Origin of the sequence: Rhodococcoides kyotonense (assembly GCF_900188125.1) — a bacterium.
In the GTDB taxonomy this organism is placed as follows: Bacteria; Actinomycetota; Actinomycetes; order Mycobacteriales; family Mycobacteriaceae; genus Rhodococcoides; species Rhodococcoides kyotonense.
This window is the reverse complement of record NZ_FZOW01000002.1, coordinates 518,669-539,590: the sequence shown is the minus strand read 5'-3', so window position 1 is coordinate 539,590 and position 20,922 is coordinate 518,669. Positions and strand designations below refer to the sequence as shown.

The following is a 20,922-nucleotide window of genomic DNA, read 5'->3' as shown; positions in this document are numbered from 1 at the left end:
CAGGACACACTAGCCCCGACGGTGACGCCGCGGATACCTATCACCACAACGATCGCCGCGGGTGTAGATTCGGGCCAGGTATTCCACCCCCAGGAATGCCGACTCAACCTGCTGTTCTTGCAACGTCCCGACATCGGCGGCGCAGGTCTGGCCGAATCGAGCCAGCCATGACCAGACCATCAGTCCACGCATCCGGATTCGGCCTCCCCCGTGGCCCGGTCGGCACTACGTCCGATGAGTGAGGATCCCTGCCCTCGACTCGACGTCGACTCACCAGCATTGCCTACGGTAGAAGCGCTGGTGCGCGCCACATCTGCGGCGGTCGGTGCCGACGGAACCGCGATCTCCGTGATCACCGGCGACAGGAACGTCGTGGACTTGGTCTATGCGACCGACACCACAGCCGCACGCATCGACGAACTTCAATTCACCATCGGCGCTGGACCGTTCCTCGACGCACTCCACGCCCATACAGCCGCCCGGGCATCGCAACCGATGTCCGACCTCGAAGACTCGACCGTCTCGAGTGCATGGCCGCTGTTCGCCGCCGAACTACGCAGCGAGCTGAACGTACGCCGCGTCCTGGCATATCCGATCACCGCCGACGGAGTCCTACTCGGAGTGTTGGAGTCCTACCGCCGGGGCCCCGATCCGTTCACGGCAAACGAACTCCATGCCGGCCACTCGTTGGCCGAGGAACTCGGCGACGCACTACGAAACGACCTGAGCGCATACGTCATGGACGACCTCACCGAACCCAGCGCCAGTGACCGCAGCTTCCGGTCACCACGCACCGATGTGTACATCGCCATCGGCATGCTCGCCGCCCGCCGCGGCACCACCGTCGTCGACACCAGCGCCGCACTGCGCGCATACTCCTACGCGATGTCTCAGTCGATCACCGCACTTGCCGCCGACATCGTCCATCGAGGACACGACTTCGACGCCAACTGGTGAACCGAGGACCGAGGACGGACGACGAGTGTGAGTGCAGACCGAACTCGGCGACCCACCGTCACTGCAGGAACCGTTGTGACCATGACATCGACCCAACGCACTCCTGCCGGATTCTCGTTCGACCGTGATCGGTTGCCAGCTGCCTCTCACCGTAAGCGCAGTTACCGCACCGTCAAGATGTCTTGACGCATTAGCGATTGACACCGTTCAGCGAACCGCATTTCGGGGTGTCGGGCTGAAGTGGCGCTTCGGCACCGAACCACGTACCGGTGGACATCGTCGCCACCCGGCGGCGCAGGTGCGCCGGGTGCCCTCGGACCGAGACGACTCGACTGCTTTCGCAATCAAGTCCACGCACGTCGGCTCACGTCCATCTGGACGCTCATGAGGCAGTTGTGACAGCGTTGTGACACCGAACGCGAACGGCATTGAGCCTCAGGGCCCTGACCTGCGGAAATGAAATATCCAGCGCTCGAAATCCACGAACTCCGCGGATCTGAAATCCGCTGCCTCAGTGGTCCACTCAGATCCGTGGTTGGCCGCTGAAGTCCACGATACCACCCGAAAACCGCTGTCCTGGTCCAAGATTCTGGATCCATATGGACTTCAGTGCCCCCAGTCGGACTCGAACCGACACTGTGCGAATTTTAAGTCCGCTGCCTCTGCCAATTGGGCTATAGGGGCGACCTCGGTCCGAAGACCGCGTCGGCCATCTTATCGGTCCCGCCCTACCCCGGGATCACCGGCGGCACAAAGTCGAACGTGGTCCCGAGCAACCAGACGAGCAGAAGCACCACCGGGAAGTGAAAGATGAACTGCAAGAACGTGAATCCGATCAGATCCCGTGCCCGCAGACCGAGAACTGCCAGCAACGGCAGCATGAAGAACGGGTTGATCAGGTTCGGCAGGGCCTCGGCGACGTTGTAGATCTGGACGGTCCAGCCGAGGTTCATCTGCACGTCCGTCGCGGACTGCATAACGTACGGCGCCTCGACGAGCCACTTGCCACCACCGGACGGCACGAACAACCCGAGCACGACGGTGTAGATCGCAATCACGACGGCGAATCCCCCGCCGCTGCCGATGTCGGTGAAGAAGTTCGCGAGATGCTCGGAGATCGTAACGCCTCCCCGGCCCTCGGCTTTCGTCAGAATTGCCGCCATCGCCGCGTACAGCGGAAACTGCACGAGGATTCCCGCCGTCGCCGGTACTGCCTTGGCTACGGAATCGAGGAACCGCCTGGGCGTTCCGTGGAGGACCAGTCCGAGCATGAGGAACACCAACAGATAGCCGTTCAAGCTCGACACAACAGACAGCACCGGCAGCGTCAACAGTTGCGACACAAGCCAACCCAGCGTCATCGCGCCGGCGAACCACGGCAGGATTCGGCTGTACTCGAGCCACTCCCCCGGCCTGGTGCGTGGCGCGGGTTCGGCGACGGTGTCGTCGAGATTCACGTCCATCGACTCAGCGGTCTTGATCGCTTCGCCCTTCGGCGCCGAGAAGTGCGCGATGACGACGGTCAGCACTGTGATGATCAGGCACGTCACCAACGACTGCCACGTGAAGATCGTCTTGCCGAAATCGAGCACACCGGTGATCTGCAACAACGCCGGCGGCAACGAGCTCGCCGTCGCCTGGAGTTGCGCGGCGGACGACGACATCCCGAGCGCCCACACAGCACCCAGACCCATGAACGCGGCTGCGCCGAGTGCTCGGTAGTCCACGCGAAGATCGGTACGTCGGGCAATCGCTCGGGCCAGCAAGCCACCGAACACCAAACTGAGTCCCCAGTTCAGAAACGACACCGAGCACGACAGCAGCGCCACGAAACTGACTGCGCTGCTGGGTGAACTGGGGACCAGGGCCAACCGCGTAATCAACCGAGCAACCGGCGGCGACGTCGCCACCACGTAGCCGGTGAGGACCACCATCGCCATCTGCAGCGTGAACGCCGTCAGGTCCCAGAAACCGTTACCGAACGCGTCGACGACATTCTGCGGCGACGACCCGTTGGCGAGTGCTGCGACTGCCACGACGACAACGCCTGCCAGGGCGAAGATGTACGCGTCGGGAAACCATTTCTCGGTGGCGCGGGCAAGAGCCTGCGCCGCACGAGCCAAACCCTTCTCGGCCGGTGCCTGCGTCGTCGTCATCTATGTCCCTCGCTTCGGAAGTTGTGACCCCCAGCACAGAGTTCACCGAAAGACTGTCCGATGCAAGACACATCGCCGCAGGCGACGTCTGCAAATATGCAGCTTCGCTACCCGTGCGTGCATAGTTTGCGCAGAGACCAACTATGCACGCACGGGTGGCGGAGCCGCACTCATGGCGATACCGTCGAGAATGTCGTGCTCACTGACGACGAGCTCGTCGATGCCTGCGCGCCGGGCGAATTCGTCGGCGAGCGCCAGAGTCACGAGCGAGCCACCGCCTATGACGTCGACCCGCCCGGGATGCATGGGGCCGAGAGCTGCACGCTCGTCGTGTGTCGAGCGAAGCAAGCCGTCGCAGACCTCACGCAGCTTCGTGAAGGAGATGCGCGACAGGTGAATTGCGTCGGGATCGTACTGCTCGAGTCCGAGACCAAGTGCGGCAAGAGTTGTCATCGTTCCGGCGACTCCGACCCACGTCTTCGCCTTCTCGACCGGCACCGCATCGAAGGCAGCCTGCAACCGTTCACCGGCGAAAGCCTGTGCGGCAGCGATCTCTTCGTCGGTCGGTGGATCGGACGGCAGGCACCGCTCGGTCAGTCGAACACAGCCGATGTCCGCGGAATACGCCGCCTCGACTCCCCCGGCATCGCCCAGGACCAACTCCGTCGAGCCACCGCCCAGGTCGACGACCACGAAAGGCCCACCGTCGAAACTCAAGTCGCCGATGGCACCGGCAAACGACAGACGCGCTTCCTCGTCACCGGTGATGACCTCGGCAACCGACCCGGACACGATCGGATCCAGAATCTCGCGCGTCATCGAGAAGAAATCCTCGCGGTTCGACGCGTCGCGAGTGGCCGACGTCGCGACCATCCGCAGCGCCGTCACGCCCGCCGAGCGAATGATGCCTGCGTACTCCTCCAGAGCGACCCGTGTGCGCTCGATCGCCTCGGGTGCAAAGGACCCCGTTGCGTCGACACCTTGCCCCAGCCGTACGACGCGCATCTCGCGGGAGACGTCCGTCAGGACACCGTCTTCGATGTCGGCGACGAGAAGCCTGATGGAATTGGTACCGCAATCGATCGCCGCAACCCGAGTCATGCTGTCTCTCCGCGCAATTCGGCGATGGTAGGCCAGTCGGCCGGAATTGCGGTGCCGCGCAGACGATTTTCGGCGGCGAGCGCAACGGACTCGTCACCCAGCGGATTCAAGCCGGGACCCTTCGCCAAAGAATGAGCGATGAGCACGTGCAAGCACTTCACCCGGTCGGGCATACCGCCGCCGGTGAAATCCGTTCCGAGAGACTCGATCTCATTGCGCTCGGCGAGGTACGACTCGTGGGCACGTCGGTAACCGGCGGCCAGGTCCTCGTCCTCCGACAGCCTGAGAGTCATCTCCCGCATCACCCCGGCAGATTCCTGACGGCTAGCCTCTGCCGTCAGACGCGGATCGGTCAAGTAGTAGAGCGTGGGGAACGGAGTGCCGTCGGGCAGCTTCGGCGCTGTCTTGACGACCCCGGGCTTTCCGTCCGGCGACCTGTACGCGATCTCCAGAACGCCACGCGGTTCACGTCCGAGCTGGGCTGCAACAGCGTCGAGATCTTCTTGCGAGACTGCCGAGCTCACCCGACCGGCCCTCCTTCTAGTGCTGGTGCAGGCGCAGGAACGATCGCCGGAAGCGGTGTCGTCTCCGGTTCGTCGCTCGGCTGTGGCTGCACTGCCGATTCCCAAAGATCCCTGTACCAGGGACCCTCGGATTGTTTGGTTGCTTGTTCTTCTGCGTCCGACTTCGCGACGTCACCGGGGAGCTGCACCGTGTACGGCGTCTCTCCCGGCATCACCCAGAACAGCCGGGTGCGCGCTTCGGCGGCGATGCGTGCCGGTTCGTTGAGCTGAGACTTCTCCAGCTCGAGATTTCGGACGTCGTTCTGCAGCCCCTCACGGTCGGCCAGAACCTGCGAGAGTTCCGCGCGTTGCGAGAAATAGGTGCGTAGCGGCATCGCGAGCGTCAGCGCCAAGGCACAGACGACGACGGCCAGAACGACCGCCCGTCCCGTCGACAAGCCCAGGAACGTACGGTCCTTGCCAGACGCACGGGCGCCGACGCGTCGTGGCGCGGCTTTTCCGGCGACGACGGCGTCGCGCGCCTGATCGGACGGTTCCGGCGCAGCGGCACCGGAGCTGTGTTGGTCTCCCGACGCAGCCCCGGTCTGCCGAGTGCGGGCGGTCGACGAGCGACCCGGAGGCCGGGGATCACGTCCACCTGGACTGGTCCCCGGTCTCCCTCGCCGCGCCGCCATCAAACCAACTCCGCCTTGTCGCCTCGAAAAGAGCTATCCGTCGTAATTGAACCGGGGGAAAGCCAGCTCGCCGGCGTAACGCGCCGCGTCGCCCAGAGCTTCTTCGATTCGCAGCAACTGGTTGTACTTGGCGACGCGCTCGGAACGAGCGGGTGCACCGGTCTTGATCTGGCCGCTGCCGACGGCAACTGCCAGGTCGGCGATGGTGGTGTCCTCGGTCTCGCCGGACCGGTGGCTCATCATCGTCTTGTAGCCGTTGCGGTGTGCGAGATCGACGGCGTCGAGGGTTTCGGTGAGCGTGCCGATCTGGTTGACCTTGACCAGCAGCGCGTTGGCGGCGCCCTTGACGATGCCGTCTTCGAGACGCTCGGGGTTGGTGACGAACAGGTCGTCGCCGACGAGCTGAACCTTGTCACCGATCTGCTCGGTCAGTGCGACCCAGCCGTCCCAGTCGTTCTCGTCGAGCGGATCCTCGATCGAGACCAGCGGGTACGCGTCGACCAGCTGGCCGTAGAACGCGGACATCTCCTCGGCCGACTTGGTCTCACGCTCGAAGGCGTAGCCGGTGCCTGCGGTGTAGAACTCCGTTGCTGCGACGTCGAGAGCCAGCGCGATGTCCTGGCCTGGCTTGAGGCCGGCCTTCTCGATCGCCTCGAGGATCAGGTCGAGAGCTGCCTTGGTGCCGGCCAGGTCGGGAGCGAAACCACCCTCGTCGCCGAGACCGGTGGACAGGCCCTTGGCCTTCAGCACGGACTTGAGCGAGTGGTAGACCTCGGCGCCCCAGCGCAGGGACTCCTTGAAGGTCGGTGCGCCGATCGGCGCGATCATGAATTCCTGGACGTCGACGCCACTGTCCGCGTGGGCGCCACCGTTGATGATGTTCATCATCGGCACGGGCAGGATGTGCGCGTTCGGTCCGCCGAGGTAGCGGAACAGCTCGAGGCCTGCAGACTCGGCAGCAGCCTTGGCGACGGCCAAGGACACACCGAGAAGCGAGTTCGCGCCGAGGCGGGACTTGTCCGGGGTGCCGTCGAGGTCGAGAAGAGCCTGGTCGACGGCGCGCTGCTCGATGGCGTCGAGGCCGATGACGGCCGGTGCGATCTCGTCGAGAACTGCGTTGACGGCCTTCTCGACGCCCTTGCCGAGGTAGCGATCGCCGCCGTCGCGAAGCTCGACGGCCTCGTGCTCACCGGTGGATGCACCGGAGGGAACTGCCGCGCGGGTCAGAGTTCCGTCGTCCAATGCGACCTCGACCTCGACCGTGGGGTTGCCACGGGAATCGAGGATCTCGCGAGCTCCGACCTGCTCAATGATGGCCACGAATGCATCTCCTTGTAACGGGGGCGGGCTGATAAGTGCCGGGTGTCAGACTAGCCGCTCGCCGACGACGGGCGCATGTCACTACGCTCTCGTGCCGACCGAGTAGGCCGCGGCCGCGTCACGGACGTCGCGCAGATAGACGCCGGACTGGTTGTAGGCCATCAGCGCACGCTCCCAGCCTTCGGGAGTGGCGAGGTCACCACCCCGTGCGCAGAGATACCGAGCAGCGGTGAGTGCCGCGTCGTCGAGATTGTCGGGGTCGGGCATGCCGTCACCGTTGGCGTCGACACCCCACTTGCGCCACGTCTCGGGGATGAACTGCATCGGGCCCATCGCCCGGTCGTGGACCGGGTCGCCGTCGAGCAGGCCGCCGTCGGTGTCCGGGATTTCGGCGACGCCCGGGCCGCCGTCGAGCGGGATTCCGCGGATCGGGGGCGAGACGGTGCCGTCGGGCGCTACGGACGAGCCCTGATACGTGCCGTGCCTGCTCTCGATGTAGCCGATGCCCGCGAGCGTCGTCCATGCGATTCCGCAGTCGGGCGACGTCGCGGCCATGATCGCCGCCGCATGGGCGTATGCGGCAAGCGCGGGTGCCGAGATGTTCAGTTCCGACGATTGCGGCTCGGCCCACGCGAGCAGCAGGTCTGCTGTGCGGCCTGGCGCGTTGAAATCGATGACGGGCACCGGCGTTCCCGGACCGGGCGGAATGCCTTCCGGAATCTCACGCGGCGGTTCCGAGGAGCCACACGCAGCCGCCACCAGCGCCACCGACACGACGGTGAGCACCCACCTCAGTCGGTTCTTCACTCGGTCCATCCTGCACACCAAAAGTAATAGAAACCTAAAGCTAGACGTATGCGCAGGTCAAAGCAGGTTTGTTCCCGGTTTCAGGGTGTATGTTGCTCTCAACCGCATGAGGGTCGCCTACCCTTGTTTATTCGTTCAGGAGCACCAGACGTTGTCCGTTCTCGCCGCCGCAGGATCCGCTCCGTCGATCGCCACTCAGACGTTCGGAAGCGGACTCATCGGCCTCCGCGAAGGCCTCGAAACCGGCATCGTCGTCATGATCCTCGTGGCGTTCCTGGTCAAGGCCCATCGTCGGGATGCACTGAAGTGGGTGTGGCTGGGCGTCGGCATTGCAGTGGCAATGGTCGCGATCATTTTCTTCGTCATCCACTTCGGCACGTCGACCGTCACGGGCCTGACCGCCGAGATCATCGCAGGCATAGCGTCGCTCGTCGCCGTCGCAATCGTCACGACAATGGTTCTGTGGATGCGCACCGCGGCCAAGGACATGTCCGGCGAGCTCCGCGGCGGGATGGAACGCGCACTGGCCGTCGGACCGATCGCTGTCCTGACGCTGTCGTTCTTCGCCGTCGGGCGTGAAGGCGTCGAGACGGCCTTGCTCATGGTCGGCTACGCCGAGAACACCCACGGCAGCCTGTGGCCACTGCTCGGCCTGCTTCTCGGTATCGTCGTCGCCGCGTTTCTGACGGTCCTCTTGTACTTCGGAGCTATCCGCATCGACTTCGCCAAATTCTTCCGATACACCGGTATCTTCCTCATCGTCGTCGCCGCGGGCATCCTCGCGTACGGCATCCGCGCCTTGCAGATCGGCGGGCTACTTCCCGGCGGCAGCGCAATCGCGTTCGATATCACCGCGCAGTACGACGCATCCAGCTGGTACGGCACCGTCCTCGCCGGCATCTTCAACTTCCGGCCCGAACCGACCGTGCTACAAGCGGTCAGCTGGGCTGCATACCTCGTCATCGTTCTGTTCCTCTTCCTTCGGCCGGTTCGTGTTCCCGAACCGGCACTCACCTCATGAAAGGCGTCGTCTCGATGCGTCGTACCACTTACGCTCTGGCCGCGATCGCGGTTCTTCCCCTGGCGCTCGCCGGTTGTACGGAGAAATCCACGTCCGACGCGAGCGCCGAGGACATTGCGGTCGCCGCGACGGACACCACATGCGACGTCGCGAGTACCGAAGGCAAAACAGGCAATTCGACGTTCCAGATCACGAACAACGGAAGCAAGGTCACCGAGTTCTACGTCTACGGTGAAGGCGACCGCGTCATGGGCGAGGTCGAGAACATCGGCCCCGGCCTGACGCGTCAGCTCATCGTCGCCCTCCCCGACCCCGGCACCTACCAAACCGCATGCAAGGCAGGCATGGTCGGCGACGGTATCCGCGCCGACTACGTCGTCACCGGCGATGCGGTACGCCAGGCCGACGAGAACGGCCTGCTCGAGGAGGCCGCGTCGGGATACAAGCGGTACGTCGTCAGCCAGGTCGACGCATTGCAGGAGACGACGGCTCAGTTCGTTGCCTCGGTCAAGGCCGGCGACATCGAGGCCGCCAAGGCCCAATTCCCCATCACGCGTAGCTATTACGAGCGTATCGAGCCCGTCGCCGAGAGCTTCCCCGACGACCTGGATCCCCGCATCGACCTTCGTGAGCCCGACGTCGAGCCCGGGGATACCTGGACAGGCTTCCACCGAATCGAGAAGGACCTGTGGGCCCAGGGACTGCAGCCCGACACGAACGCCATGGCAGATCAGTTGCAAGCCGACATCGCCGAGCTGGCCGAGAAAGTGAAGGCCGACGACTTCACCGTCGATCCGATCCAGGTCGCCGGTGGCGCACAGGGATTGCTCGACGAGGTCGCCAAGACCAAGATCAGCGGTGAAGAGGACTTCTTCTCGCACACGGACCTGTGGGATTTCCAAGCCAACGTCGACGGTTCGCAGGCAGCCGTCGCCGCGGTGCGTCCGATCATCGATCAGAGCGATCCCGATCTGGGTACTTCGATCGACGCACGCTTCGCAGAGCTCGATGCGGAACTCGCGCAGTATCGTCAGGGTGACGGTTTCGTCTTCTACGACACCGTCACCGAACCCCAGCGACAGGCGCTGTCGAACAAGATCGACGCACTGTCGGCAGAAGTGAGCCAGGTACAGGGTGTCGTTGCAGGACAGTAATTCTCGGCGCTTCTCCCGGCGGCAGCTGTTCGGCGCCGCCGGGGCAGGCGCTGCAGTGGTCGGCGCAGGAGCGGTCGGGGCTTTCGCTGTTGCCGATTCCGGCGATGCGCCGTCGGACATCGTGGATTTTCGCGGTGACCATCAGGCCGGCATCGTCACCCCGGCGCAGGACCGAATGCATTTCGTGGCGTTCGACATCACGACCGACTCTCGTGACGAGTTCGTTGCACTCCTTCGCGAATGGACGGAGATGGCGGAGCGACTGACCCGCGGGGAGGAGACGTTCGAGGGCGGCGCCGTCGGCGCAGGCGAATACAAGCCGCCGTCGGATACCGGTGAAGCCCTAGGCCTTTCGGCGTCGTCATTGACGTTGACGATCGGGTTCGGGCCCGGGCTGTTCTCACGGTTCGGTTTGGAGGGTTCGCGGCCGGCTTCGTTGGCCGACCTGCAGCATTTCCCCGGTGACAATTTGGATCCGTTGCGATCGGGTGGCGACCTGTGTATTCAGGCGTGCGCTGATGATCCGCAAGTTGCTGTCCACGCAATTCGGAACCTGGCTCGGGTGGGCTTCGGCACCGTGTCGGTCAAGTGGTCACAGCTCGGGTTCGGGCGAACGTCGTCGACCTCGACGACGCAGGCCACGCCCCGAAACCTGTTCGGATTCAAGGACGGAACGGCCAACTTGAAGGCAGAGGAGCCGGGACTTCTCGACGATTTCGTGTGGGTAGGTGACGGCGATCAGGACTGGATGCGTGGAGGCTCGTTCCTCGTGGCCCGTCGAATTCGGATGCTCATCGAATCCTGGGATCGCACGGTGTTGAACGAGCAGGAACGAGTCATCGGACGTAGCAAGGGATCCGGTGCTCCACTGGGCCTCCAGGACGAGTTCGACGACCTGGACCTCGATTCCAAAGGGCCGCACGGATTCTTGATCGACGAGGACGCGCACGTGCGGTTGGCGTCGAAGGAAGAATTGGGCGGCATTCAGATCCTGCGTCGGGGATACAACTTCACCGACGGATCCGACGGTTTCGGCCACCTCGACGCCGGCCTCTTCTTCATCGCATACTGCCGCGACCCGCTGACCCAGTTCGTGCCCATGCAGTTGGCCCTGGCTCGCAAGGATGCGATGAACGAGTACATCCAGCACGTCGGATCGGCGGTGTTCGCTTGTCCCCCGGGGTTGGGTGAGTCGGAGTATTGGGGTTCGACGTTGTTCGGCTGATCCCCTCGATCGCTTGAATGGTCCATTCATACGGTCAGATAGCTTCCGGGGTTCATCCAAGCGATGAGTTTTGCGACGCTACCGGGTCTACACCCCGTCCTTTCACGATCGACCACGGGAGCGCACGTGCCACAGCTACTTCGGGTCCAGAACTTCAACGTCTCCAGCGATGGCGTCGCGGCGGGGGTGAACCAGAGCTTGGAGAGCCCGTTCGGATTCGACCACTCGGGCATGTTCGCGTGGTGCGGTGCGACCGCGAGCTGGCCGAACCGTACGGATCCGGGCGGCACCCGCGGACTCGACGACTACTTCACGCGGGACTTCGCCCACAACATCGGCGCAGAGATCATGGGTCGAAACAAATTCGGATACCAACGCGGACCGTGGGAGAACCTCGAGTGGGAAGGCTGGTGGGGTGACGAACCGCCCTTCCACACCCCCGTTTTCGTTCTCACGCATCACGAGCGTCCGTCCATCACACGCGGCGAGACGACGTTCCACTTCGTCGACGCAGATGCAGCCACGGTGCTCGGCCAGGCACGGGAAGCAGCCGACGGCCGTGACGTGCGCCTGGGCGGAGGCGTCACCACTGTCCGCGAATTCCTCGACGCGGACCTCGTCGACACCATGCACATCGCCGTGTCCGGCGTCGAAATCGGATCGGGGCTGAAGCTCTGGGACTCCCCCGACGAGCTGAACGACCGCTTCGAACACGAGGTCGTGCCCAGCCCCAGCGGTGTGACGCACCACCTGTTCTGGCGGAAGTAGGCGGGCCGGCGTTCGGCCCCCGACCCACCCGCCCCTCGCCCGACCACCCGCCCGACCACCGCTTGAATGGTCCATTCATACGATCAGATGGCTTGAACGGTTCATCCAAGCGGGACGGGGGCGTGCCAGGTCCGGAGCGAGGGCGGCCCTCGGTCACTCAGAGTGAGCAAATGTCACATTCGCTCCGGAACAGGGGGCGGGCGAAGAAGGGGCGGGCGAAGAAGGGGCGGGCGGAGAAGGGGGCGGACGGAGAAGGGGCGGGCGGGCGGAGAAGGGGCGGGCGGAAGAAGGGGGGCCTACTTCCGGCCCCAGTTCTCTATCCACTCGATCGCGGTGAGGTTTCCGGGCTCGGCGCCGTGGAGCTTCGCGGACTCCTCGGCACCCCGGACGCGTCGGGCGAAGTCGAGGACGTTCCGGCGCAGCAGGTCTTCCGCGCTCTCCCCGCCATGACTGTGGTCGGCGCCGATGTGGACGGTCCGCAACTCGTCGGGCACGAGTTCGTCGGGCAACCCTGCTTTCGACGCGCGCCCGACGACCTTCTGCGCCAACGCGAGTGCGGGTTGCGCCATCGCGATCCCGTCGAGGCAGGATCCGCGCGCCTTCTCGGCCGCCTTGCGTTCCTCCCACGCCTTCTCCTGTGTTGCGACGTCGATGGGCCCCGTCGACCCGTCGGTCAGATGAGGCGTGCGGTGCGTCAACTTGGCCACCAATCCGGCCGCCACGTCATCGACATCGAACGAGTTCTCGGCGGCATCCTGCGCGATCCGTGAGTGGAACAGCACCTGCAGCAAGATGTCCCCGAGCTCTTCCTTGAGGTCGACGAGGTTGCCGCTGTGAATCGCGTCGAGCAGTTCGTAGGTCTCTTCCAGCAGATAGCCGCTCAGCGACGCGTGGGTCTGCTGCGCTTCCCACCCACCGATGGTGCGCAGGCGATCCATCAGCACCACTGCCGCGATCAGGTCGTCGCCCGGCAGCTTCGGTGACTCGACGACGCGATCGCCGCGCCTGATCCGTTCCAGCACTTCGGGATTGCGCGGATCGGTGCTGACGAGCACGCCGGCAGAACCGTCGGCCCGTGCGGTGCCCGAGAACAACCACCTCGTCCGGACCGGGACCTCCTCGGTGAATTCCACTACACCACTCAGGAATTCGATCGCCTCCGCCGGAACCATCGTCGGCCGAACCGGATCGAGCAGCACTACCGTCATCACACCCCCACAGTCTGCTCCAACAACACCGACCGAGACGGCTTACCGTCCAAGGACAAGATCAAGTCGGCGATGAACTGGACCAGTTCTACATCGCGCACTCGGGCGGCGCCGACGCCTCCGCCTTCGACGCGTGGCAACGGAAGCTGCACGACACCCGTCGTGGCTCGGTACTGCGCATTCGGGTACAGCCGCTTGAGGCGGATCTGCTTCGAGTCGGGCAGGTCCATCGGCGCCAGCTTGACCTGTGTACCAGCGACGTTGATGTCGGTGAGCGCATATTCCTTGGCGATGAGACGAAGCTTCGCGACCGAGACGAGCCTGCCCACTTCCTCCGGAAGCGGACCGTAGCGGTCGGTCATCTCGTCGATGACTGCTCCCATCGACTCCGAATCGGTTGCCGCAGCGAGCTTTCGGTACGCCTCGAGCCGCAGTCGGTCACTGGTGACGTAGTCGGGCGGGATGTGCGCGTCGACCGGCAGATCGATGCGAACCTCCTTGGGTGCCTCGTCCGTCGAGATCGGTTTGCCGTCGGCCGCAGCACGATATGCCTCGACGGCCTCGCCGACCAGTCGGACGTAGAGGTCGAAGCCGACACCCGCGACGTGACCGGACTGCTCGGCACCGAGAACGTTTCCGGCACCACGGATTTCGAGGTCCTTCATGGCGACGGCCATACCGGCTCCGAGGTCGGAGTTCTGCGAGATCGTCGCGAGTCGGTCGTACGCCGTCTCCGTCAGAGGCTTCTCCGCCGGGTAGAGGAAGTACGCGTATCCGCGTTCGCGACTACGCCCGACGCGTCCGCGCAACTGGTGCAGCTGCGACAGTCCGAGCGAGTCACTGCGTTCGACGATCAACGTGTTGGCGTTGGAGATGTCGAGACCGGTCTCGATGATGGTGGTACACACCAGCACGTCGGTCTCTCGCTGCCAGAACCCCTGCACCGTCTTCTCCAGGGTTTCCTCGTTCATCTGTCCGTGCGCCGTCGTGACACGGGCTTCCGGAACGAGATCTCGAATTCGCTTGGCTGCCTTGTCGATCGAGCTGACGCGGTTGTGAACGAAGAACACCTGGCCATCGCGCAGCAGTTCGCGTCGGATAGCGGCGGCGACCTGCTTGTCGTTGTACGCACCGACATACGTCAGGACGGGGTGACGCTCCTCGGGCGGCGTGAGGATGGTCGACATCTCACGGATTCCGGCAAGGCTCATCTCCAACGTACGAGGGATAGGTGTCGCGGACATCGTCAGCACGTCCACGTGGGTACGCAGCGACTTGATGTGTTCCTTGTGCTCGACGCCGAATCGCTGCTCCTCGTCGACGATCACGAGGCCCAGGTCCTTCCACGTGACACCGGTCTGCAGCAATCGGTGCGTGCCGACGACGATGTCGACGGTCCCGTCCGCGAGGCCCGCCATCACTTCCTTCGAATCCGAGCCGTGCGTGAAGCGGGACAGACCCTTCACCGTCACGGGGAACGACGCCATGCGCGCCTGGAACGTCTGCAGATGCTGTTGCGCCAGAAGGGTTGTCGGCACCAACACGGCCACCTGCTTGCCGTCCTGCACAGCCTTGAACGCCGCGCGGACCGCGATCTCGGTCTTGCCGTACCCGACGTCGCCGAGAATGACGCGGTCCATCGGGACGGCCTTCTCCATGTCGGCCTTGACCTCGGTGATGGCCGTCATCTGGTCCATCGTCTCGGTGAAACCGAACGCGTCCTCCATCTCGCGCTGCCACGGTGTGTCCGGCCCGAACGCATGCCCCGGCGCTGCCTGACGCGCGGCGTACAGCTGCACGAGCTCGCCCGCGATCTCTCGAACTGCCTTGCGCGCTTTGCGTTTCGTGTTCGCCCAGTCGGATCCGCCGAGCTTGCTGAGGGCAGGCAACTCTCCACCGACATACCGCGAGAGCTGATCGAGCGAGTCCATCGGAACGAACAGACGATCACCGGGATGGCCACGCTTGCTCGGCGCATACTCGATGACGAGATATTCACGACGCGCACCGCCGACGGTGCGTTCGATCATCTCGACGAACCGACCGATGCCGTGCTGATCGTGTACGACGCTGTCGCCTGCGACCAGCGCGAGCGGGTCGACCTGATTCCGCCTCTTGGCGGGCATCTTTCGGCCTTCGGCCGCGGTGACGCGGTTGCCGGTGAGGTCGCTCTCGGTGACGACCACGAGTTGCGCGTCGGGCAGAATCAGTCCTTCGTGCAGCGAACCACACAGCACGCTGACGACGTCGGGAAGCGGCTCGGCACCCGAATCGATGTGCGCCGCAGGGACATCCGCTTCGCCGAGTCGCTCGATGATACGTGTCGCCGTGCCTGCTCCTGCGACAGCGATGACGGCACGCCCACCCGTCGACACATGCGCCCGCAGCATCGCGAACACACCTGCCAGCAGTTCCTCGGAGCCACGGACCTCCGGCACACCCTCGACGGCGAGCTCGAACTCGTCGTCGCCACCGGATGCCAACGGGCTGACGGTCCACCACGGTCGGCCCTGCGCCTGCGCGGATTCGCGAACCTGGCGCAGCGAGCGATACGCGGACGCACCGAGATCCAGGCTGACACCGCCCAGGCTGGTGGTGTCGAGCGTCGACGTGTCCAGTGGGGCGGCGCCGCCGACCGACGCCGCCGTCCACGACGCTTCCAGGAATTCCTGCCCCGTGCGAACCAGATCGGTTGCGCGCGTGCGGATTCGCTCCGGATCGCACAGCAACACGTGGGCACCGCTCGGCAGGATGTCGGCCAACAGTTGCAGTTCGCCCGGCTGCAGCAGCGGCAGCAACGCCTCCATACCCTCGACCGGGATGCCTGCGGACAGCTTGTCCAGCATCTCGACCAGAGCTGCGTCCGCTTGATTGTCCGCACTCAACACGGCGGCACGGTCGCGGACCTCCTGCGTCAGAATCAGCTCTCGACAGGGCGGTGCGATGACGGCATCGACCTGGACGTCGGCCAACGATCGCTGATCGGCGACGGCGAACGCACGGAGTTCGGTGACCTCGTCACCCCAGAATTCGACGCGGACCGGATGATCGGCCGTCGGCGAGAAGATGTCGAGAATGCCGCCGCGGACCGCGAACTCACCACGCTTGCCGACCATGTCGACACGGGTGTAAGCGAGCTCGACGAGCCGATGGATCAGGCCGTCGAAGTCGGTCTCGACGCCGACCTTGAGGGTGACCGGCTCGATCTCACCGAGCCCGGGAGCCATGGGCTGTACGAGTGAACGAACCGTCGTGACGATCACCTGAAGCGGCGGGCCGTAGTCCTTGTCGTCGGGGCGCGCGAGCCGGCGCAGCACCTCGAGCCGCCGCCCGACGGTATCCGCGCTCGGTGACAGACGTTCGTGCGGCAACGTCTCCCACGACGGGAACTGCACGACCGAGGTGCCGAGAATCTGTTCGAGTTCACCGGTCAACTCGTCGGCTTCGCGACCGGTGGCCGTCACGACGAGGACCTGAGCACGATCGGCGATCGCCGCCGCGACGAACGGCCGCGCAGCATTGGGGGCGACCAACGTGCGCTCGGCCGCACCCACCGCCTCGGCCACGGATCGCAGAGTCGTGTCCGCCAGTGCCACACGCGCAAGGCCCGACAGGTGAAGCGAGGAATCGGAAGGCAACTGTGGGGCTCCTGAACGAGATCGGCACGACTGTTGACCCGGCATCTACCCCGCACGCGAGGTAGGGAAACCGGCGACCGCGCTCGATCCTATCCGGCTGGACCCGACGCAGCCGATCTAGTGCCTGATGACCCGTCGGGCAGCGAACTCGCGGAAGTACTCGAGCTTGCCCGGCGTGACGAGCGACGGCAGCAGGTAGTACCAGAGACGCTCCATGCGCGACGGCAGCTCGGCCGTGTTGGCGGTGGCCACCGCGACCATGTGCACGCCCGTCAGGATCTCGAGGACGAGCGACCCGATCGTGCGTGAGTCGGCCGTCGAGTCGATGTCGCCCTGCTTGATGGCCTTGGCCGCCAGCGCGTCGAACGCGTCGCTCCACCCGGCCATGACGTTGCCCTGGGTGCCGCGGTAGTCGCCGATCTGATGGCTGAGCCGCAGCATGGCGGACACCATCGGATCACTGACCGACAGGTCGACCACGATGTAGGAGATGCCGATGGCAGCCTCGAGAGCCGGAATGCGGCCGTCGTTGAACTGCCTGCACGCAGTCGTCAGACGGGTGTTTCCCTCGTCGATGACCGCGCGGGCCAACTCTTCCTTCGACCCGAAGTGGAAGTACAGAGCACCCTTGGTGACCTGAGACTGAGAAATGATTTCGCTGAGACTCGCGTTCGCGTAGCCGAGACGCAGAAAAACGTTCGCTGCGCCCGCCAAGACGGTGTCGCGAGTGATCTCGGCGCGGGCCTGTCTGACCATTGGATCCGCCTTCGCAATACTGGGCCGCCACTGCGCAAATTACGAACGAACGGTACCACCCAGTGGCTTTACGGCCTCGATCAACTTGCTTCCGGTCCGAACAATAAACGCCTGAACGTGTGACGTGCCTCTCACTGCTGTGAAAGCGACTGTACTCGCTCTTTTGCTCGCAAGAGTGAAAATGGACCGCTCATTCTCCGCCCAATTGCGGTGCAGCCTCCAGATTGGTGAGACCGTTCCAACACAGATTGACGACGTGCGCGGCAACCACTTCCTTGGGCGGCTCCCGCACGTCGAGCCACCACTGGGCCGTCATCGACACCATTCCGACGAGCGCCTGCGCGTACAGCGGTGCAAAACCAGCATCGAATCCGCGACGCGTGAAGTCGCCGGCAAGTATGTGCCCGACCTTGCTGACAGCATCGTTGAGCAGCGACGAGTACTTGCCGTCCGCAGCGGCGACGGGTGAATCTCTCACCAGGATGCGGAAACCGTCGGTGCGGTCCTCGACGTACGTGAGCAGGGCCAATGCGACGCGCTCGACGCGGACCCGTGACCGGTTCTGCTCGAGCGACGACGTGATCATCCACAACAGCGTCGACATCTCGCGGTCGACGATGACGGCGTACAGCCCTTCCTTGCCGCCGAAGTGTTCGTAGACGACGGGCTTCGAGACGTGCGCTCGTCCCGCGATCTCCTCAACCGACGTCGCCTCGTATCCGCGCTCTGCGAACAGCGACCGCCCGATCTCGATCAACTGCTCCCGGCGCTGCGTACCGGTCATCCGTACGCGCGGCGGACGCTCGGGCTCGGACATATCGCCTCCCACGGTTGTGGCTCGTCCCCCGACCGTCGCGGAGCCTCGCTCACGAGCCTAATGGTGCGTCCGACACGTTTTCGCAGGAGCGGTTCGACGGACAACCACCTCTCATGCAAGACTCGTTGCGCTCGGCGGTGGAGCCGTGGCTACGTAACCTGGGATACCGGGTTCCGATGGCCGCAAGAAACCGCTGGTCGATGATCCGCCGTGGTGTAATGGCAGCACCTCTGATTTTGGTTCAGATAGTTCAGGTTCGAGTCCTGGCGGCGGAGCGAAGAAGCCTTTGGATCAGTTATGCGCGATTTTCGCCGAGGAGCTCAGTTGCCAGTGCAAACCGCCGTGGTCGTTCTCGCAGCGGGTGCAGGGACCCGAATGCGGTCGAAGACTCCGAAGGTTCTTCACGCACTCGCCGGTCGTACGATGCTCGCCCACGCTCTGCACGCGGCAGCCGACCTCGGCCCCGACCATCTCGTCACCGTCGTCGGCCATGACCGCGAACGCGTCACCGAAGCTGTCGACGAACTGAGCGTCGAACTGTCGCGCACGATCCACACCACCGTCCAGGACAGGCAACTCGGCACCGGCCACGCTGTGCAGTGCGGCCTGAAAGCGCTGCCCGACGACTTCGAGGGCACCATCCTCGTCACTGCTGCCGACGTCCCGCTGCTCGACGGCCACACTCTCAAAGCTCTGCTCGACGAACATCTCAGCGCTCCGACCAAGGCCGCCGCGACGATTCTGACCTTCGTCCCGGCCGACGCCAACGGGTACGGACGCATCGTGCGCACCGACGACGGGGAGGTCGGCGAGATCGTCGAGCACTCCGACGCCACCCCCGAGCAGATCTCGATCACCGAGGTCAACTCCGGCGTCTACGCGTTCGACGCAGCAGCACTCCGCGCGGCGCTCGGCAAGATCAGCACGCAGAACGCGCAGCACGAGCTGTACCTCACCGACGTCGTCAAGATCAGCAAGAGCAGCGGACTGTCCGTCTACGGCACGCAGCTCGCCGACCCCGACCTGGTCATGGGCGTCAACGATCGCGTCCAGCTCGCCCGCGTGACCGCCGTCCTCAACCGCCACATCGTCGAGAAGCACATGCGCGCGGGCGTGACCGTCGTCGATCCGTCGACGACGTGGATCGACATCGACGTCACCCTCGGTGCGGACGTGCGACTCGAGCCCGGCGTACAACTGCTCGGCAACACGCACATCGGCGAGGATGCCGTCGTCGGTCCCGAAACGACTCTGCGCGACGTCGTCGTCGGCGACCGTGCATCCGTCGTACGCACGCAGGCAGAACTGGCACACATCGGGCCCGGCGCAACCGTCGGGCCCTTCGCATATCTTCGCCCGGGCTCCGAGATCGGAACCTGCTCCAAGGTGGGAACGTTCGTCGAGACGAAGAACTCCACCATCGGCAACCATTCCAAGGTTCCGCACCTCACCTACGTCGGCGACGCGACCATCGGCGAACACTCCAACATCGGAGCGTCGTCCGTCTTCGTGAACTACGACGGCGTCAACAAGTCGCGGACCGTCGTCGGCTCGCACGTACGAACGGGATCGGACAACATGTTCGTCGCACCCGTTCGGGTGGGTGACGGCGCCTACACCGGAGCAGGAACTGTGCTCCGCAACGATGTACCACCGGGAACGCTCGCCGTTTCCGCTGGTTCCCAGCGCAACATAGAGGGCTGGGTCGAGAAGAAGCGACCGGGGACGGCGGCAGCAGACGCTGCCGCACGAGCCCTGGCCGCCGAGTCGCAAGAACCGAAGGACGGCGAACAGTAGTGACCACCCCAAACTGGATCGACAACCAGAAGAACCTCATGCTCTTCTCGGGTCGAGCCCATCCGGAACTCGCGCAGCAAGTGGCGAAAGAACTGGGGATCGAAGTCACCCCTCAGACTGCGCGTGACTTCGCCAACGGCGAGATCTTCGTTCGCTTCGAGGAATCGGTTCGTGGATCCGACGCATTCGTGCTGCAGAGCCACCCGTTCCCGCTCAACACGTGGCTGATGGAACAGCTGATCATGATCGACGCGCTCAAGCGCGGATCGGCCAAGCGGATCACCGCGATCCTGCCGTTCTACCCGTACGCCCGCCAGGACAAGAAGCACCGTGGCCGCGAACCCATCTCAGCTCGCCTCGTGGCCGATCTGCTCAAGACCGCAGGCGCCGACCGCATCATCACCGTCGACCTGCACACCGATCAGATCCAGGGCTTCTTCGACGGCCCCGTCGATCACATGCACGCACACAGCCAGCTCGCCGAGCACATCCGCGGCAAGTACAGCCTCGAGCACATCACCGTCGTCTCCCCCGACTCCGGCCGCGTCCGCGTCGCCGAGAAATGGGCGGACAGCTTCGACGGCGCTCCGCTCGCGTTCATCCACAAGACGCGTGATCCGTTGGTGCCCAACCAGGTCAAGTCGAACCGCGTCGTCGGTGACGTCGAAGGCCGCACCTGCATCCTGATCGACGACATGATCGACACCGGCGGCACGATCGCAGGCGCCGTCAAGGTGCTCAAGGAAGCCGGTGCCGGCGACGTCGTCATCGCCGCAACCCACGGTGTGCTGTCCGACCCGGCAGCAGAGCGCCTCGCGAACTGCGGAGCCAAGGAAGTCGTCGTCACCAACACCCTGCCGATCACCGACGACAAGCGCTTCGAGACGCTCACCGAGCTGTCCATCGCACCGCTCCTCGCCCGCACCATCCGCGAGGTCTTCGAAAACGGTTCCGTGACAAGCCTGTTCAATGGTTCTGCTTAGAACAACTGGGTCGTTC

At 64.5% G+C, this 20,922-nt stretch carries 17 protein-coding genes and 2 tRNA genes; 8 read left to right on the top strand and 11 right to left on the bottom strand.

What is annotated here, in order from left to right; genetic code table 11:
* Positions 1-300 precede the first annotated feature (300 nt).
* Positions 301-957 (top strand): GAF domain-containing protein, encoded by a 657-nt coding sequence (locus tag CHB96_RS05410; RefSeq protein WP_176444145.1) that lies wholly within the window; start codon positions 301-303, stop codon positions 955-957.
* Positions 958-1,567: 610 nt separating this feature from the next.
* On the opposite strand, the gene CHB96_RS05405 is transcribed toward CHB96_RS05410, so the two are convergent.
* From CHB96_RS05405 to CHB96_RS05375, 7 genes are all read right to left on the bottom strand, one after another.
* A tRNA-Leu gene (locus CHB96_RS05405) sits at positions 1,568-1,641 on the bottom strand.
* 44 nt (positions 1,642-1,685) lie between these two features.
* Positions 1,686-3,113 (bottom strand): short-chain fatty acid transporter, encoded by a 1,428-nt coding sequence (locus CHB96_RS05400; protein ID WP_089243756.1) that lies wholly within the window; start codon positions 3,111-3,113, stop codon positions 1,686-1,688.
* Between the two features lie 141 nt (positions 3,114-3,254).
* A complete protein-coding gene (locus CHB96_RS05395; RefSeq protein WP_089243754.1) occupies positions 3,255-4,214 on the bottom strand; it encodes a Ppx/GppA phosphatase family protein in 960 nt (319 codons plus the stop codon).
* Positions 4,211-4,738: a DUF501 domain-containing protein gene (locus tag CHB96_RS05390; RefSeq protein ID WP_089243752.1), complete on the bottom strand. Its 528-nt coding sequence runs from the start codon at positions 4,736-4,738 to the stop codon at positions 4,211-4,213. The genes CHB96_RS05395 and CHB96_RS05390 overlap by 4 nt, the downstream gene beginning before the upstream one ends.
* Positions 4,735-5,412: an FtsB family cell division protein gene (locus tag CHB96_RS05385; protein ID WP_089243750.1), complete on the bottom strand. Its 678-nt coding sequence runs from the start codon at positions 5,410-5,412 to the stop codon at positions 4,735-4,737. Before CHB96_RS05385 ends, CHB96_RS05390 begins: the two co-directional genes overlap by 4 nt.
* A gap of 33 nt (positions 5,413-5,445) precedes the next feature.
* Positions 5,446-6,732, bottom strand: a complete 1,287-nt coding sequence (gene eno, locus CHB96_RS05380; RefSeq protein WP_089243748.1) for a phosphopyruvate hydratase — start codon at positions 6,730-6,732, stop codon at positions 5,446-5,448.
* Positions 6,733-6,813: 81 nt separating this feature from the next.
* Entirely contained in the window at positions 6,814-7,548 is a 735-nt protein-coding gene (locus tag CHB96_RS05375; RefSeq protein ID WP_089243746.1) for a lytic transglycosylase domain-containing protein, read from the bottom strand.
* Positions 7,549-7,690: 142 nt separating this feature from the next.
* Here CHB96_RS05375 and efeU point away from each other — a divergent pair, with 142 nt between their 5' ends.
* From efeU to CHB96_RS05355, 4 genes are all read left to right on the top strand, one after another.
* The gene (gene efeU, locus CHB96_RS05370; protein WP_089243744.1) at positions 7,691-8,560 is read left to right on the top strand and encodes an iron uptake transporter permease EfeU; all 870 of its coding nucleotides are present in this window, start codon (positions 7,691-7,693) and stop codon (positions 8,558-8,560) included.
* Between the two features lie 14 nt (positions 8,561-8,574).
* Positions 8,575-9,714 carry an iron uptake system protein EfeO gene (efeO, locus tag CHB96_RS05365; RefSeq protein ID WP_176444144.1) on the top strand — a complete coding sequence of 380 codons (1,140 nt, stop codon included), beginning with the start codon at positions 8,575-8,577 and terminating at the stop codon, positions 9,712-9,714.
* Complete coding sequence (gene efeB, locus CHB96_RS05360) at positions 9,695-10,939, top strand: iron uptake transporter deferrochelatase/peroxidase subunit (protein ID WP_089243740.1); 1,245 nt, start codon at positions 9,695-9,697, stop codon at positions 10,937-10,939. The genes efeO and efeB overlap by 20 nt, the downstream gene beginning before the upstream one ends.
* 126 nt (positions 10,940-11,065) lie before the next feature.
* Complete coding sequence (locus CHB96_RS05355; RefSeq protein ID WP_089243738.1) at positions 11,066-11,707, top strand: dihydrofolate reductase family protein; 642 nt, start codon at positions 11,066-11,068, stop codon at positions 11,705-11,707.
* Between the two features lie 296 nt (positions 11,708-12,003).
* Here CHB96_RS05355 and CHB96_RS05350 read toward each other — a convergent pair whose 3' ends face one another.
* The 4 genes from CHB96_RS05350 to CHB96_RS05335 form a co-directional block, all read right to left on the bottom strand.
* Positions 12,004-12,915: a nucleoside triphosphate pyrophosphohydrolase gene (locus tag CHB96_RS05350; RefSeq protein WP_089243736.1), complete on the bottom strand. Its 912-nt coding sequence runs from the start codon at positions 12,913-12,915 to the stop codon at positions 12,004-12,006.
* The gene (gene mfd / locus CHB96_RS05345) at positions 12,915-16,598 is read right to left on the bottom strand and encodes a transcription-repair coupling factor (RefSeq protein WP_245865247.1); all 3,684 of its coding nucleotides are present in this window, start codon (positions 16,596-16,598) and stop codon (positions 12,915-12,917) included. The genes CHB96_RS05350 and mfd overlap by 1 nt, the downstream gene beginning before the upstream one ends.
* A 72-nt stretch (positions 16,599-16,670) precedes the next feature.
* A complete protein-coding gene (locus CHB96_RS05340; protein WP_089243732.1) occupies positions 16,671-17,309 on the bottom strand; it encodes a ScbR family autoregulator-binding transcription factor in 639 nt (212 codons plus the stop codon).
* Between the two features lie 190 nt (positions 17,310-17,499).
* On the bottom strand, positions 17,500-18,126 hold the full coding sequence (locus CHB96_RS05335) for a TetR/AcrR family transcriptional regulator (protein ID WP_089243730.1): 627 nt from the start codon (positions 18,124-18,126) through the stop codon (positions 17,500-17,502).
* 204 nt (positions 18,127-18,330) lie between these two features.
* On the opposite strand from CHB96_RS05335, the gene CHB96_RS05330 reads away from it, so the two are divergent.
* The 3 genes from CHB96_RS05330 to CHB96_RS05320 all read left to right on the top strand — a co-directional run bounded on the left by CHB96_RS05330 (position 18,331) and on the right by CHB96_RS05320 (position 20,906).
* A tRNA-Gln gene (locus tag CHB96_RS05330) sits at positions 18,331-18,401 on the top strand.
* Between the two features lie 49 nt (positions 18,402-18,450).
* A complete protein-coding gene (gene glmU, locus CHB96_RS05325) occupies positions 18,451-19,923 on the top strand; it encodes a bifunctional UDP-N-acetylglucosamine diphosphorylase/glucosamine-1-phosphate N-acetyltransferase GlmU (RefSeq protein ID WP_176444143.1) in 1,473 nt (490 codons plus the stop codon).
* On the top strand, positions 19,923-20,906 hold the full coding sequence (locus CHB96_RS05320) for a ribose-phosphate diphosphokinase (RefSeq protein WP_089243728.1): 984 nt from the start codon (positions 19,923-19,925) through the stop codon (positions 20,904-20,906). Before glmU ends, CHB96_RS05320 begins: the two co-directional genes overlap by 1 nt.
* Positions 20,907-20,922: the final 16 nt, after the last annotated feature.